The following is a 14880-nucleotide window of genomic DNA, read 5'->3' as shown; positions in this document are numbered from 1 at the left end:
ACGGCAGTACTGATAACAAGAACGCCAGCCTTGGCATGGTTTTGCATGCAGATGAACTGTCGACCCATTAAGAGCACGCAACATCAGGCATTTGCCATCAAGCAATCAAACCTTAAAAAAACACAGGGCAATGCCCTGCATATCATTGACTGATTGCCTCCTACTCACGCTATCGACCGCCCCCATTGAAACCTGAGGGCACTTGCCCCATCTAAGCATCATGTTCAATTTCGCAGGTGCCCTATGAGTGACCAGCAGAAAGACTCACAAGATTTGCCTGATGACGCAGCCGAACACACGATTCATCTGAGCTCCGACAGCACGTCCCTTGCTCTTCCAGGCCAGAACCTGCCGGACAAGGTCTACATCATTCCGATCCACAACCGTCCCTTCTTTCCGGCACAGGTTCTGCCTGTGATCGTCAATGAAGAGCCGTGGGCCGAAACCCTGGAGCTGGTCAGCAAGTCCGAACATCACTCGCTTGCGCTGTTTTTCATGGACACTCCCCAGGAGGATCCTCGCCACTTCAATACCAAGGCGCTTCCCGAGTATGGCACTTTGGTCAAGGTTCACCATGCCAGCCGCGAAAATGGTCGATTACAGTTCGTGGCCCAGGGTTTGAGCCGCGTTCGTATCCGTACCTGGCTCAAGCACCATCGCCCGCCTTATCTGGTAGAAATCGAATATCCGCAGCAGCCCAACGAGCCCACCGACGAGGTCAAGGCCTACGGCATGGCCCTGATCAACGCGATCAAGGAACTGCTGCCCCTCAACCCGCTTTACAGCGAAGAGCTGAAGAATTACCTCAACCGTTTCAGCCCCAACGATCCCTCGCCCCTCACTGACTTCGCCGCCGCCCTGACATCAGCCACCGGCGTCGAACTGCAGGAAGTACTCGATTGCGTCCCCATGCTCAAGCGCATGGAGAAAGTCCTGCCGATGCTGCGCAAGGAAGTCGAAGTCGCGCGCCTGCAAAAAGAGATCTCCGCCGAGGTCAATCGCAAGATCGGCGAACATCAGCGCCAGTTCTTCCTGAAAGAACAACTCAAGGTCATCCAGCAGGAACTGGGGCTGAGCAAGGACGATCGCAGCGCCGATATCGAACAGTTCGAGCAGCGCCTGGAAGGCAAGACCCTGCCGCCCCAGGCCCGCAAGAAAATCGACGAGGAAATCGGCAAGCTCAAGGTCCTGGAAACCGGCTCCCCCGAATACGCCGTGACCCGCAACTATCTGGACTGGGCCAGCTCTTTGCCCTGGGGCGTCTACGGCGAAGACAAACTGGACCTCAAGCACGCCCGCAAGGTGCTCGACCAGCACCATGCCGGGCTCGACGACATCAAGGCACGTATTCTCGAATTTCTCGCCGTGGGAGCCTATAAAGGCGAAATCAGCGGCTCGATTGTCCTCCTGGTCGGCCCGCCGGGCGTGGGCAAGACCAGCGTCGGACGTTCGATTGCCGAATCCCTTGGCCGTCCTTTCTATCGCCTGAGCGTAGGCGGCATGCGCGACGAGGCCGAAATCAAGGGCCACCGCCGTACCTACATCGGCGCCCAACCGGGCAAGCTGGTGCAGGCACTCAAGGATGTGGAAGTGATGAACCCGGTCATCATGCTCGATGAAATCGACAAGATGGGCCAGAGCTACCAGGGCGACCCGGCTTCCGCGCTGCTGGAAACCCTGGATCCGGAACAGAACGTCGAATTCCTCGACCACTACCTGGACCTGCGCCTGGACCTGTCCAAGGTGCTGTTCGTCTGCACCGCCAACACACTGGACTCGATTCCAGGCCCCCTGCTGGACCGGATGGAAGTGATCCGCCTGTCCGGCTATATCACCGAAGAAAAACTCGCCATTGCCAAACGCCACCTGTGGCCCAAGCAACTGGACAAGGCCGGTGTCACCAAGAACAAACTGTCGATCAGCGACAGCGCCCTGCGCGCAGTCATCGAAGGCTACGCCCGCGAAGCCGGTGTGAGGCAACTGGAGAAGCAACTGGGCAAGCTGGTGCGCAAGGCGGTGGTCAAGCTGCTGGACGAACCCGACTCAGTCATCAAGATCGGCAACAAGGATCTGGAGGCTTCACTGGGCATGCCGGTGTTCCGCAGCGAACAGGTCTTGTCCGGCACCGGCGTCATTACAGGCCTGGCCTGGACCAGCATGGGCGGCGCCACTCTGCCTATCGAAGCGACACGCATCCACACCCTGAACCGCGGCTTCAAGCTGACCGGGCAACTGGGTGATGTGATGAAAGAGTCTGCAGAAATAGCCTACAGCTACGTCAGTTCCAACCTGAAAAGCTTCGGCGGCGATGCGAAGTTCTTCGACGAGGCCTTTGTCCATCTCCACGTTCCGGAAGGCGCAACGCCCAAGGACGGCCCGAGTGCCGGCGTGACCATGGCCAGTGCCCTGCTGTCTCTGGCACGCAATCAGCCACCTAAGAAAGGCGTGGCCATGACCGGCGAGCTGACACTGACAGGGCATGTCCTGCCGATTGGTGGCGTGCGTGAGAAGGTCATTGCGGCACGGCGCCAGAAGATCAACGAACTGATCCTGCCGGAACCCAATCGCGGAAACTTCGAGGAGCTACCCGATTACCTGAAGGAAGGACTGACCGTTCACTTCGCCAAGCGCTTTGCGGATGTGGCGAAAGTGTTGTTCTGAAGGTTTGCCTTCGTGAAGGGTTTGCCCCCTTCACGAAGTTCAACCCGCGCTATTGATTGGCGCGTTGTTCAATATGCTTCCAGTCGACAATCTCGCCCTCTGGGGTATAACCGGCGACCAGTTCGCCGAGCATTTGCCTGACGCGGGGATAGTCGTCCGAGGACACCGCATCCAGAAGCAACGCCAGCTTGTCCTTGAGAACCTCCCACGGCAGGAAGTCTTCGTCAGCGCTCATGATCATGGGGTGACGGGTTGGCACCACGTTATCGCCGATCAACAGCTCCTCATAGAGTTTTTCCCCAGGACGCAGGCCTGTGAACTCGATGGCGATATCGCCATGGGGATTGCGTTCGGAACGCATGCTCAGACCCGACAGATTGATCATGCGCTCTGCCAGTTCGACGATCTTGACCGGTGCGCCCATATCGAGCACGAAGACATCGCCGCCCTGCCCCATGGAACCCGCCTGAATCACCAGTTGAGCCGCCTCGGGGATAGTCATGAAGTAACGGGTGATATTCGGGTGTGTCACCGTCAGCGGGCCACCGCTCTTGATCTGCTTGTGGAACAGCGGAATCACCGAGCCGGAAGACCCCAGCACATTGCCGAAGCGCACCATCGTAAAGCGTGTCTTGTTGACGTGAGCAACCTTGTTGCTGCCACTGAACAGGACCGGTGCAACCTCGCGACTGAGCGCCTGCAGGATCATTTCCGCAAGTCGCTTGGTACTGCCCATGACGTTGGTGGGACGAACCGCCTTGTCAGTGGAGATCAATACGAAATTGGCCACGCCAACCTGAACCGCAGCCTGAGCGGTGTGCAAGGTTCCCATGACATTGTTCAGCACACCTTCGGCACTGTTGTGTTCGACGATCGGCACATGCTTGTAGGCGGCAGCGTGATAGACCGTCTCGACCTTCCAGGTCCGCATCAGATCGACCATCTTCTCGAAGTAGCGCACTGACCCGAGAATGGGCAGGACTTCAACCTCCAGTGCCTCTTGCTGAACCTGCTTTTCCAACTCGCCGAAAATGCTGTAGAGGTTGAACTCGCTGTGCTCGACCAGCAGCAGCCGGGAGGGCTTGAGCATCAGGATCTGACGGCACAGCTCGGAGCCGATCGAACCGCCTGCGCCGGTGACCATCACGACCTTGCCGGTAATGCAGTGCTCCAACAGGTCATCCTGAGCCGATACCGAATCGCGACCCAGCAAGTCGGCGATGCCCACTTCCTGGATGTCATCGACCTTGACCCTGCCGCTGGCCAGATCCATGAAGCCGGGAACGCTGCGCACATGCAGCGGATAGCCTTCCAGGTACTCGAGGATCTCGCGACGACGCGCACGGGTCGCTGACGGAATAGCCAGCAGAATCTCCTGGGCACCGGTGGCATCGATCATTTGCTGAATATGCCGGGGTTTGTAAACCACCAGCCCGGCGATGGTGCGCTTGGTCACGCTGCTGTCATCATCGATGAAAGCCACCGGACGCATCATGCGCCCCAGACGCAAGGCTGCGACCAGTTGATTGCCCGCTGCGCCAGCACCGTAGATGGCGACTTTGGGCAATCCGTTGTCTCGTGACGTAAAGGGTACATGCTGGGAAGCCATGAACCAGTCACCCAGAAAGTACTGGCGCATGATCAGGCGCAAGCCGCCGATCATGATCAGGCTCAACCACCAGTAATTGAAAATGACCGAACGCGGGACCACCACTTCATGGTCGCCATACCAATACACCACAAGCGATACCAGCAACGCAGACAGGCTGACGGCCTTGATGATGGTGATCAGCGCATCGTTGCCGAAAAAGCGCATGACGGCGCGGTACATGCCAAAGCGGATGAAGATGGGGATGGTCAACACCGGCGCTGCGGCGAACAACCAGAGGTGATCGAAGAGGGAGGAGAAGGTCGCGTCAAACCCCAGCCGCACGACAAAAGCGAGCAGCAAGGCGCCCCAGACCAGCACAATGTCGGCGCCGACCTGCACGATTCGCTTGTTCTTGCGCGAAAGACCCAGCATTCGCGAGCGTAATTTCATCATCATCCCTCTACCTCCACCTGACTCCATGTCGCAATGTGCGGACTTCATGGTGTGCGGCGTCGTTGAAAACCATTTATCGCAATTTGGCTACAAGGCGCTTTGCCTGCTACCGCACTGAATTTGAATACTACTCCCCGACAAAAGCCGGTACAGGGCTATTTGCCTTGATGTTCCTGATAGTGACGGGCGACCGCCGACAAGGCCTGATCAACGCTTGTCACAGGCGTCCAGCCCAGTAACGAGCGCGTTTTCTCGATATCGACCTGCAAGAAACCGCAAAGACGCTGGGACAACGCACGCTTGCCCAGCGATCTGGCGGCCAGCACGAGCAAGGCAGACGGTATGGGCAGCAGACGCGCCGACTTGCCGAGTGCACTGGCCATGCGCTTGAGCAGCATGGTCGTCGACAGGTCCTCGCCATCGCTGACCAGGAATGTCTGGTTGGCAGCGGCCGGATGCGATGTGCAGGTAACGATCAGATCGACCAGATTGTCGAGGGCGACCAGGCTGCGTCGATTGTCGATGGCTCCGAAAGGCAACGGAACGCCTTTGTCCAGCCAGCGCATCATCGACAGAAAGTTGGCCTTCACTCCAGGACCGTAGACCAGCACCGGCCGGATGATCACCACCTCCAGCCCCGTCTGCTCGGCCAGAGCCCGCAATCCCTGTTCGGCTTCCATCTTGGAGATCCCGTACGGATCGATCGGAGCAGGCGTATCGTCAGCCCGGTAAGGCTGGCCAGGCAAGGTGCCCTCACCGTTGACCTTGATGGAGCTGATGAAGACAAAACGGCGTACGCCTGCCTCTGCCGCCTGACGCGCAAGATTCAATGTCCCTTCAACATTGACCTTGCGAAATGCTGCCAGCGGATCGGCTTCGGTGTCGTTCATGACATGCACGCGGGCTGCAGCATGGATCACCACCTGCACGTCCCGGAGACTGTCCTGCCACTGCGTCTGTCCATCCAGGCTGGAAACCTGGCAAAGCGTGGCACGCGGATCGACCTGTGCCGAAGAGTCGCGCACGGCGGCAGTCACTTTATCGCCTCGCTTGAGCAGACTGGCGAGCAGTGCCTTACCGACAAAACCGGTTGCACCTGTCAGTAACACAGAAGAGGAACTCATGACTGACTCACTTTGCGAAGGGTAGCTTGACGGAAAAGGGTTTCCAGACGCATCAGAAGGTTGCCCTTGGCGTAGTGCTGCTCGTAATAGTTGCGCCCTGCCCGGCCCATGCTTTCGCGCTGGGTCTGGCCGGCATCTACAAGTGCGCGGGTAATCGCTGCCAGCCCCAGGGCATCACCGGAATCACAGGCGAAACCGGCACCGGATTCGTTGATCACACGTGCAGCCTCACCATTGATCATTCCCAGTATGGGTCTTCCTGACGCCAGGTATGCCTGAACCTTCCCCGGAATGGTCTTTTCAAACACATCATTGGTTTTCAGCGACACCAGCAAGGCATCGGCCTGGGCAAACAGCCCTGGCATGGCTTCCAGTGGATGACGTCCCAGAAGGTGCACATTGTCCAGTTGTCTGCTCGCAATCTGCTCGGCAATCCACTCGCTCATGCGGCCATCCCCGACAATGACCCAGCGCACGACATTACTGGCCCGTAGCGACTCGGCAGCATCCAGTACGGCAGGGAAATCCTGAGCCTCGCCCAGATTGCCGGCAAAGACGACCGTGAATACATTCGGGTCCGGCTTGATCAAATCACACAATGGCGGCGATGAAGATGAAAAATCGTCTTCGGCCCAGCTTGGAAAGTAAACCAGGCGATCATCGGTAATCGGTCGGGTGCAGTAGCGCCTGACATTGTCCAGAAAGCCATGGGATTGCAGCAACAGATAATCGGTGCGGTTGTAGATCCACGAAACGACCTTGCCGATCAACCCCAGCAGCAAAGGCTGCTTGAGCACACCGACTGCACGCAGGGTTTCGGGCCACAGATCCAGCACCCATACAAACACCGGCGCACGCTTCAACCGCCCAATCACCAGCGCCGGAATGGCGGCCATGACAGGCGAGACGGCATACACGAAGATCGTATCGAACTTGCGCCCACGCAGCTTGAAAGCACCCAGCGTCGAAGCGCTGATGAAGAACGACAGGTAGTTGAGCACCAGAGTCAGACTGCGCTTGCCACGCGGGACAAGCGGCACCCTGATGACTTCGGCACCGCAATACTGACTGAATCCTTCAGGCTTCTCGCGGTAGCTTTCAAATACCTTGCCTTCAGGGTAATTCGGCAACCCCGTCAAGACGGTGACTTCATGCCCCTTTGCCGAAAGATCGCGGACCAGATCATTGATCCGCATGTTCTCCGGCCAAAAATACTGCGTTACGACAAGAACTTTTAACGCTTTTTCAGCCATTTCTACCACTCGGATCAGTAACGCTTCCAGACAACACGGTTCACGTAGTCGGTGTAACTGTGCAGGATACGCACGACCTTGTCCGAGACGTTGGGCATGCTGTAATCGCCCACCAGACGCAGACTGCGTTCGTCACCACGAGACTGACTGTCGAGAATGTTCAAGCCCTGCAGTACGCGCTCGGTTTCCAGCCCGACCATCATGGCCGCAGCTTCTTCCATGCCTTCAGGACGCTCATGAGCTTCACGCAGGTTCAGTGCAGGGAAGTTCAGGATGGAAGCTTCTTCGTTGATCGTGCCGCTGTCGGACAGTACGGCTTTCGATTCGAGCTGGAGCTTGTTGTAATCCTTGAAGCCCAGTGGCTTGAGCAGGCGCACATTGGCATGGAAAGTCACACCCATGGCGTCAACCCGCTTCTGGGTACGCGGGTGGGTGGAGACAATCACCGGCAGGTCGAACTGCTCCGCCACGGTATTGAGCACGTCCACCAGCTTGAGGAAGTTCTTGTCCGAGTCGACGTTCTCTTCACGGTGCGCACTGACGACGAAGAACTTGCCAGGCTCAAGCCCCAGACGGGTAAGAACGTCCGAATTGTCGATACCTTCACGGTAATGACCCAGCACTTCGAACATCGGGCTGCCGGTCTTGATCACGCGATCCGCAGGCAGACCTTCGCGCAACAGGTAATCCCGGGCGATGGTGCTGTAAGTAAGGTTGATGTCGGCCGTATGGTCGACGATGCGACGGTTGATTTCTTCCGGAACCCGCATATCGAAGCAACGGTTGCCCGCTTCCATGTGGAATGTCGGGATCTTGCGACGCTTGGCTGGCAACACGGCCATGCAGCTGTTGGTATCACCCAGCACCAGCAGAGCTTCAGGCTGGATTTCAGCCAGCACGCGGTCGACAGCGATGATCACGTTACCGATGGTTTCTGCACCACTGGCACCGGCGGCATTCAGGAAGTGGTCCGGCTTGCGGATGCCCAGGTCCTGAAAGAAGATTTCGTTCAGTTCGTAATCGTAGTTCTGGCCCGTGTGGACCAGAATGTGATCGCAATGCTCGTCCAGTGCAGCCATGACCCGCGACAGACGAATGATCTCCGGCCGCGTACCCACGACAGTTACAATTTTCAGCTTTTTCATTTCAATATCCTGTCAACAGCGGCTCAGGCTTCAGTACCGACGGGGCGCGCATAAGTGTCCGGGTGTTCCCGGTCAAAGATTTCATTGGCCCAGAGCATGACGATCATCTCGTCCTCACCGACATTGGTGATGTCGTGGGTCCAGCCGGGTACGGTTTCAACGATCTGCGGCTGTTCACCGGTAGTGAACAACTCATAGAACTCGCCGGAAACAATATGGCGGAAGCGGAAACAGGCCTTGCCCTTGATGACCAGAAACTTCTCGGTCTTGGAGTGGTGGTAGTGACCGCCACGGGTAATGCCCGGATGCGCAGTGAAATAGGAAAACTGCCCGGAGTCCCGGGTCTTGAGCATTTCCACGAACACGCCACGCGGGTCGCCATGCTTGGGCACTTCATAAGTGAAGCGGTCCGGTGGCAGGTAGCTCAGGTAAGTCGAGTACAAGGCTCGCACCAGACCCGTGCCGACCGGCTCGGTGATCATCGTCTGGCGACTGTCGCGGAACACATACAGCTGCTCGGCCAGTTCACCCACAGAGATCGCGTATTGCGGCTCGACATTCACAAAAGGCGTACCCGCCTGCTTGCCATCCATGACGGCCAGGAAATGCCTGACCACGTCATCGATGTAAACCAGACTGATACGCGCCTGTGGATCGTTGATGCTGATCGGCAAGCCGCGGGAGACGTTGTGGCAGAACGTCGCGACAGCCGAGTTATAGTTCGGCCGCGCCCATTTGCCGAAAACGTTCGGCAGGCGAAACAGGTGAACCGGCACGCCATGGCTGGCATTCAGAGCCAGGAGTGCGTCTTCGGCACCGCGCTTGCTGCTGCCATAGGCATTGTCCAGCTCGGCCTGGCTCGAAGAGGTGTACAGAATCGGCACCTGACGACCACTGCTCACGATGGCATCGCACAGGGCACGAGTCAGATCGGTATTGCCGGTCTGGAACTCCTGCGGATCCTGTGGACGATTGACACCCGCCAGGTGAAAGATGAAATCCACCTGTGCAACCAGCGCTGGCAGGCTTTCCAGAGAGTCGTCACGGGTAAAGCGCAGAACCTGCACATCGGCCCGTTCCCCGAGATGGGAAACAAGATTCTGGCCAACGAAACCATTGGCGCCCGTAATCAGAACCTTCATCTTCACTCCTCCGGCGTAGCGTGCTCGCCACGCTGGATGGCGCGCATGAAGTCCAGTTTGAGCAACAGACGCTGCATGCCTTCAACATCCAGGCGCTCGGTATTGTGCGAGTTGTAGTCTTCGGTGCGGGAAATCTTGGTTTCGCCCTGTTCGACGAACTTGGCGTAGTTGAGGTCGCGCAAGTCTGGCGGAATGCGGAAATAGTCGCCCTTGTCTTCGGCGCAGGCCATTTCTTCACGGCTCAGCAGCGCTTCATACAGTTTTTCGCCATGGCGTGTGCCGATCACCTGAATCGGGTGATCAGGCTTGCCAACCAGTGCAGTCAGCGCCTTGGCCAGGACTTCGACGGTCGCTGCCGGAGCCTTCTGCACGAACAGATCACCGTTGTTGCCATGTTCGAACGCATAGAGCACCAGGTCGACAGCGTCGCCCAGGGTCATCATGAAGCGGGTCATGTTCGGGTCGGTCAGGGTCAGCTCTTTACCGGCACGAATCTGATCGATGAACAGAGGAATCACAGATCCGCGCGAAGCCATGACGTTGCCATAGCGGGTACCGCAGATGACGGTCTTGTTATCGTCGACATTGCGCGACTTGGCGACCATGACCTTTTCCATCATCGCCTTGGAAATACCCATGGCGTTGATTGGATAGACGGCCTTGTCGGTGCTGAGGCAGACAACGCGACGAACTTCGTTCTGGATAGCCGCTTCCAGCAGGTTTTCGGTACCGATGACGTTGGTCTTGACCGCTTCCATCGGGTGGAATTCGCAGGACGGAACCTGTTTCAGGGCTGCGGCGTGGAAAATGTAATCGACCCCGCGGGTGGCATTGAGCACGCTCTGGTAATCACGCACATCGCCAATATAGAACTTCAGCTTGCTATTGGCATAGCGCTTGCGCATGTCGTCCTGTTTCTTCTCGTCACGACTGAAAATACGGATTTCCGCAATATCACTGTCGAGGAAGCGCTTGAGGACAGCGTTGCCAAAAGAACCGGTACCGCCGGAGATGAGAAGTTTTTTTCCGCTAAACATAATAATTCCTGAAAATGAGGCAGGCTGTCCTGGGATTAACGAGACTTCAAGGTCGAAAAAACCAATTTGTCTTACTGCTGAGCGCCGGGATAACTGATCGATAAAGCCCGATCAACGCCCTGAAAACAAAAAAGCCGCCCGCAGCAACGCCTGCTACGTCCACGCTGCGACCATCCTGTGCATATTGTCCAACGAACCGTCGTCGAGAGTCGTGAGCCAGATCCAGTGCTCGCGACCGCTCGCAACCGACTGGCTGCGGCTTGCAAGGCAGCCGCCATCTGCGGTCGATTAAACCGTAAATGGACTGCCATACAAAAAACCTTGGCGATTGTGCCACTTCCCTATCGAAATGCCACCTCATTCTAGACTTTACGCTGCCTGCAACCCCCTTCTTTTGCCGTACACGCATTCAAGGCAGATCCAATTCACCCTGTATTGGCTGATAAAACAGGCTCAAGGAACATCAGAATCCCCTGTCAGCGACACTGGAATGACACAAAACAATTACGCTCTCGACGACTGCAATCTACTCGTAAGTCCATGTTTTATATCGGGAGCCTGAATACGCTATCCAGAACAGGAACAAAACCAGCAATGTTCGATGAATGCTGTATGAATTTTCCGAAGCTCACAAAACTTCCCACTTTGCCGACCCTAACGCCAATTGCCAGGCAGCACAGTTCTTCATCGTGCCCACACATCAATGCGTTATGCTCCAGCATCGTCACGCAAAACCGGAACTTGCCATGACCCACACCCGTCTCCTCGCCCCCTTGGGCCTTGCCCTGCTGACCGCCTGCGCGCAAACACCGAAGACCATCGTTTCTGTGGAAGCCCAGAGCGACTGTCCGCTGACACTCAAGAGTGGACAAACCCTGATCCTCACTCTGCCCAGCAACCCCACCACCGGCTTTCGCTGGCTGATCCAGAATCCGGCACAGAGCGTGCTGCGCAGCCTGGGCCCCGAGGTTTATAAAAACTCGCAAAACACGGAAATGGTGGGCAGTGGCGGGCAATCGGTATGGCGTTACAAGGCGACCGATGCTGGCACGGGGCAACTGGTGATGATCTACCAGCAGCCCTGGACACCGGAAGCGGCTCCCGAACAGACTTTCGAGTGTGCAATCACCGTGAACTGAGGCGTTTTGCGCGCTCTGTCAGACAACACGCTCTGCCTCATGCATCCCGGCGACAACTTGGCTAGAATGCCCGCCTTTCAAAGCCTTCGCCGGAACCGCCGTGAGCAAAGAACCCGACCGCATTTTCGCCCAGCCATTGGCTCAGGTGCCTGACTTCGCCTTCAACGAGGATGTGGTGCGGGTCTTTCCGGACATGATCAAGCGCTCGGTCCCCGGCTACCCGACGATTGTCGAGAACCTGGGTGTGCTCGCGGCACAGTTCGCCAGACCCGATACGGTTCTTTATGACCTGGGCAGCTCCCTCGGCGCCGTGACTCAAGCCCTGCGCCGCCATGTGCGCAGCGAAGGCTGCAAGGTCATCGCCGTGGACAACTCGGCCGCGATGGTCGAGCGCTGCCGTGAATACCTCAATGCGCAGAACTCGATGTTTCAGGAGTTGCTGCCAGTGGAAGTGATCGAAGACGACATTCTGGCGTTGCAGTTCCAGCCCTCTTCGGTGGTGGCCTTGAACTTCACCCTGCAATTCATTGCCCCGCAGCAGCGACTCGCGCTGCTGACCCGCATTCGTCAGGCACTGGTGCCTGGTGGCGCCTTGATCCTCTCGGAAAAGCTGCGTTTCATCGACGAGCAGGAGCATGCCCTGCTGACCGACCTGCATATCGCATTCAAGCGCGCCAACGGCTACAGCGATCTGGAAATAGCCCAGAAGCGCAGCGCCATCGAAAACGTCATGAAACCCGACAGCCTCGAAGAACACCGCCAACGCCTGTTGGCCGCCGGTTTTTCAAAGGTCGTCCCATGGTTCCAATGCCTTAACTTTGCCTCGTTGATTGCCCTGCCATGATTGATCTCGCTCCACTTGTCCGCCGCCTTGCAGGCACGCCACTCGCTGAATGGGCCAACGGCCTGCAGGCACAACTCGACACCAAGATGGCCAAGGGGCACGGCGACCTGCAACGCTGGCAAAGTGCGCTGGATGCCTTGCCCCCGCTGACAGCGGAACGTGTCGAGCTGGCCGACAGCTTTACCCTGGAAGTCGAGTGTGACGCCGAAACCCGCACACGGCTGCGTCAGGCCTTGATGGGCCTGTCACCCTGGCGCAAGGGGCCGTTCGATGTATTCGGCGTGCATATCGATACCGAATGGCGCTCGGACTGGAAATGGTCCCGCGTCTCGCCGCACCTGGATCTCAAAGGCAAACGCATCCTGGATGTAGGCTGCGGCAACGGCTATTACCAGTGGCGCATGCTGGGTGCCGGAGCCGAGAGCGTGATTGGTGTGGACCCGAACTGGCTGTTCTTCTGCCAGTTCCAGGCCATGCAGCGCTACCTGCCGGACCTGCCCGCCTGGCACTTGCCGTTTGCCCTGGAAGATCTGCCTGCCAATCTTGAAGGCTTCGATACCGTGTTTTCCATGGGCGTGCTGTATCACCGCAAATCGCCTGTCGACCATTTGCTGGCCTTGAAAGACTGCCTGGTCAAAGGCGGTGAGCTGGTCATGGAAACCCTGGTGGTGCCGGGTGATGCGCAGCAAGTGCTGGTCCCGGAAGATCGCTATGCGCAGATGCGCAATGTGTGGTTCCTGCCGTCAGTACCGGCACTGGAACTGTGGCTGCGCCGCGCCGGATTCGTCGATGTACGTTGCGTGGATGTCAGCACCACCACCGTGCAGGAACAACGCAGCACCGAATGGATGCGCTATCAGTCACTGGGCGACTTCCTCGACCCCGAGGACCACAGCCGTACCGTGGAAGGCCTGCCTGCACCGATGCGTGCCGTGATTGTCGGGCGCAAGCCTTGAGTCTTCGCGGATGAATCCCGCCAGGAGAGAATTCATCCGCGCAGGACGGTGATTATTTCGCTGCTGCCACGATCAACGCCTTCATTTCTGCCACGGCAGCCTTGAAGCCTACGAACAAGGCATGCGCCACCAGCGCATGACCGATGTTCAGCTCATTGATGCCTTTGATCGCTGCTACCGCTTCGACGTTGTGGTAATGCAGGCCGTGACCGGCATTGACGATCAACCCCTGAGCCACCCCGAACGCCACACCATCGGCAATGCGCTTGAGCTCTTCTGCGACTTCAGCTGGCGTCTGCGCATCGGCGTAGCGGCCAGTATGCAGTTCGATGGCCGGAGCACCGATGCGCCTGGAAGCGGCGATCTGCTGTTCGTCGGCATCGATGAACAGCGAGACTTCGCAGCCGATCTTCGACAGCCGCTCCACCGCCGCCTTGATACGCTCTTCCTGACCGGCGACATCCAGGCCGCCTTCGGTGGTGAGTTCCTGACGGGTTTCCGGAACCAGGCATACGTGGGCCGGGCGAATGCGCTCGGCAAAGGCGAGCATTTCTTCGGTCACGCCCATCTCGAAATTCATGCGGGTCTGCAACACGTCCTTGAGCAGCAGGACGTCGCGCTCCTGGATGTGACGACGGTCTTCACGCAAATGCACGGTGATGCCATCCGCGCCCGCCTCTTCGGCATCCAGCGCGGCTTTCACCGGATCCGGATAACGTGTACCGCGAGCCTGACGCAAGGTGGCAACGTGGTCGATGTTAACGCCAAGAAGGATGCGAGTGCTTTGGGTCACGGGTGTCTCCTGAAATTTGATCGAAGCAGGCCGCAGAGCATAAAGCCTGTTCACGGCTTGCGAAACAGTTCACGGCTCACTAATGGACGTCCGCCCAGATGCACGGCCAGTGCCTGACGCATCAGACGCTTGGCGGCAGACAGCGCACCCGGAGCACTCCAGTCGGCCTCGGCCATGGCCAGTAGCTCAACGCCTTGAAACAGTCCGGGCTGCAACAGATAGACCCGCTCAAGCCCTGCATCCACTTGCAGGCGATACAAACCATCGGCAGCAAGCGGCTCGCCATTGATATCCACGTCCAGCGCAAAGCCATAGCCCAGATCGTCCAGCAGTCGCCATTCGAATGAACGCAACAGAGGCTCAAGAGGACGACCTTGCGCCAAGGCTGTCAGGGTCGCGGCATAGTGGTCGAAGACGGCGGGATGAGGATCTTCGGATGGCAACAGGCGAATCAGCAGTTCGTTGAGGTACATGCCACTGAACAAGGCCTCGCCGGACAACCAGATGGCAACGCCGACACCTTCCATGCGCCCGACATTCTTGAGCTCGCCACGCCCGCGAAACTCTGCCTCAAGAGGCACGAAAGGACGCGCCAGCGTACCGGCCTTGCCGCGAGCATTACGCAGCACAGCGCGCAAACGGCCTTGAGGTGTGAGGAAATCGACCAGAGCGCTGTTTTCGCGATAGGCCCGGCTGTGAAGCACATAAGCAGGTTGGCCGGTTGGCGTGCTCATCGGGGTGG

12 protein-coding genes are annotated in these 14880 nt (G+C 58.0%); 4 read left to right on the top strand and 8 right to left on the bottom strand.

What is annotated here, in order from left to right; translation table 11 throughout:
- Positions 1–243 precede the first annotated feature (243 nt).
- The gene (gene lon / locus CKW23_RS25100; RefSeq protein WP_025261559.1) at positions 244–2661 is read left to right on the top strand and encodes an endopeptidase La; all 2418 of its coding nucleotides are present in this window, start codon (positions 244–246) and stop codon (positions 2659–2661) included.
- 49 nt (positions 2662–2710) lie between these two features.
- Here the strand turns inward: lon and CKW23_RS25095 are convergent, their stop codons facing one another.
- The 6 genes from CKW23_RS25095 to CKW23_RS25070 form a co-directional block, all read right to left on the bottom strand.
- Entirely contained in the window at positions 2711–4705 is a 1995-nt protein-coding gene (locus CKW23_RS25095) for a nucleoside-diphosphate sugar epimerase/dehydratase (RefSeq protein ID WP_025261560.1), read from the bottom strand.
- A 155-nt stretch (positions 4706–4860) separates the two neighbouring features.
- A complete protein-coding gene (locus CKW23_RS25090; protein WP_095068620.1) occupies positions 4861–5829 on the bottom strand; it encodes an SDR family oxidoreductase in 969 nt (322 codons plus the stop codon).
- Entirely contained in the window at positions 5826–7082 is a 1257-nt protein-coding gene (locus tag CKW23_RS25085) for a glycosyltransferase family 4 protein (RefSeq protein WP_095068618.1), read from the bottom strand. Before CKW23_RS25085 ends, CKW23_RS25090 begins: the two co-directional genes overlap by 4 nt.
- Before the next feature lie 14 nt (positions 7083–7096).
- Complete coding sequence (gene wecB, locus CKW23_RS25080) at positions 7097–8227, bottom strand: non-hydrolyzing UDP-N-acetylglucosamine 2-epimerase (RefSeq protein ID WP_025261563.1); 1131 nt, start codon at positions 8225–8227, stop codon at positions 7097–7099.
- A 23-nt stretch (positions 8228–8250) separates the two neighbouring features.
- Positions 8251–9369 (bottom strand): NAD-dependent epimerase/dehydratase family protein, encoded by a 1119-nt coding sequence (locus tag CKW23_RS25075; protein ID WP_095068616.1) that lies wholly within the window; start codon positions 9367–9369, stop codon positions 8251–8253.
- Between the two features lie 2 nt (positions 9370–9371).
- Complete coding sequence (locus CKW23_RS25070) at positions 9372–10406, bottom strand: polysaccharide biosynthesis protein (protein ID WP_025261565.1); 1035 nt, start codon at positions 10404–10406, stop codon at positions 9372–9374.
- A gap of 746 nt (positions 10407–11152) precedes the next feature.
- On the opposite strand from CKW23_RS25070, the gene CKW23_RS25065 reads away from it, so the two are divergent.
- The 3 genes from CKW23_RS25065 (at position 11153) to cmoB (ending at position 13345) form a co-directional block, all read left to right on the top strand.
- Positions 11153–11545, top strand: a complete 393-nt coding sequence (locus CKW23_RS25065) for a protease inhibitor I42 family protein (RefSeq protein WP_095068631.1) — start codon at positions 11153–11155, stop codon at positions 11543–11545.
- A 100-nt stretch (positions 11546–11645) separates the two neighbouring features.
- The gene (cmoA, locus tag CKW23_RS25060; RefSeq protein ID WP_095068614.1) at positions 11646–12389 is read left to right on the top strand and encodes a carboxy-S-adenosyl-L-methionine synthase CmoA; all 744 of its coding nucleotides are present in this window, start codon (positions 11646–11648) and stop codon (positions 12387–12389) included.
- Complete coding sequence (cmoB, locus tag CKW23_RS25055; RefSeq protein WP_095068612.1) at positions 12386–13345, top strand: tRNA 5-methoxyuridine(34)/uridine 5-oxyacetic acid(34) synthase CmoB; 960 nt, start codon at positions 12386–12388, stop codon at positions 13343–13345. The genes cmoA and cmoB overlap by 4 nt, the downstream gene beginning before the upstream one ends.
- A 52-nt stretch (positions 13346–13397) precedes the next feature.
- Here the strand turns inward: cmoB and pdxJ are convergent, their stop codons facing one another.
- Positions 13398–14138 carry a pyridoxine 5'-phosphate synthase gene (gene pdxJ, locus CKW23_RS25050; protein WP_095068610.1) on the bottom strand — a complete coding sequence of 247 codons (741 nt, stop codon included), beginning with the start codon at positions 14136–14138 and terminating at the stop codon, positions 13398–13400.
- A 50-nt stretch (positions 14139–14188) separates the two neighbouring features.
- The gene (gene recO, locus CKW23_RS25045; protein WP_095068608.1) at positions 14189–14872 is read right to left on the bottom strand and encodes a DNA repair protein RecO; all 684 of its coding nucleotides are present in this window, start codon (positions 14870–14872) and stop codon (positions 14189–14191) included.
- Positions 14873–14880: the final 8 nt, after the last annotated feature.

This window comes from Pseudomonas sp. Irchel 3A18 (genome assembly GCF_900187465.1).
In the GTDB taxonomy this organism is placed as follows: Bacteria; Pseudomonadota; Gammaproteobacteria; order Pseudomonadales; family Pseudomonadaceae; genus Aquipseudomonas; species Aquipseudomonas cichorii.
The sequence above is the reverse complement of the archived record's forward strand: the minus strand, read 5'-3'. Positions and strand labels throughout refer to the sequence as shown.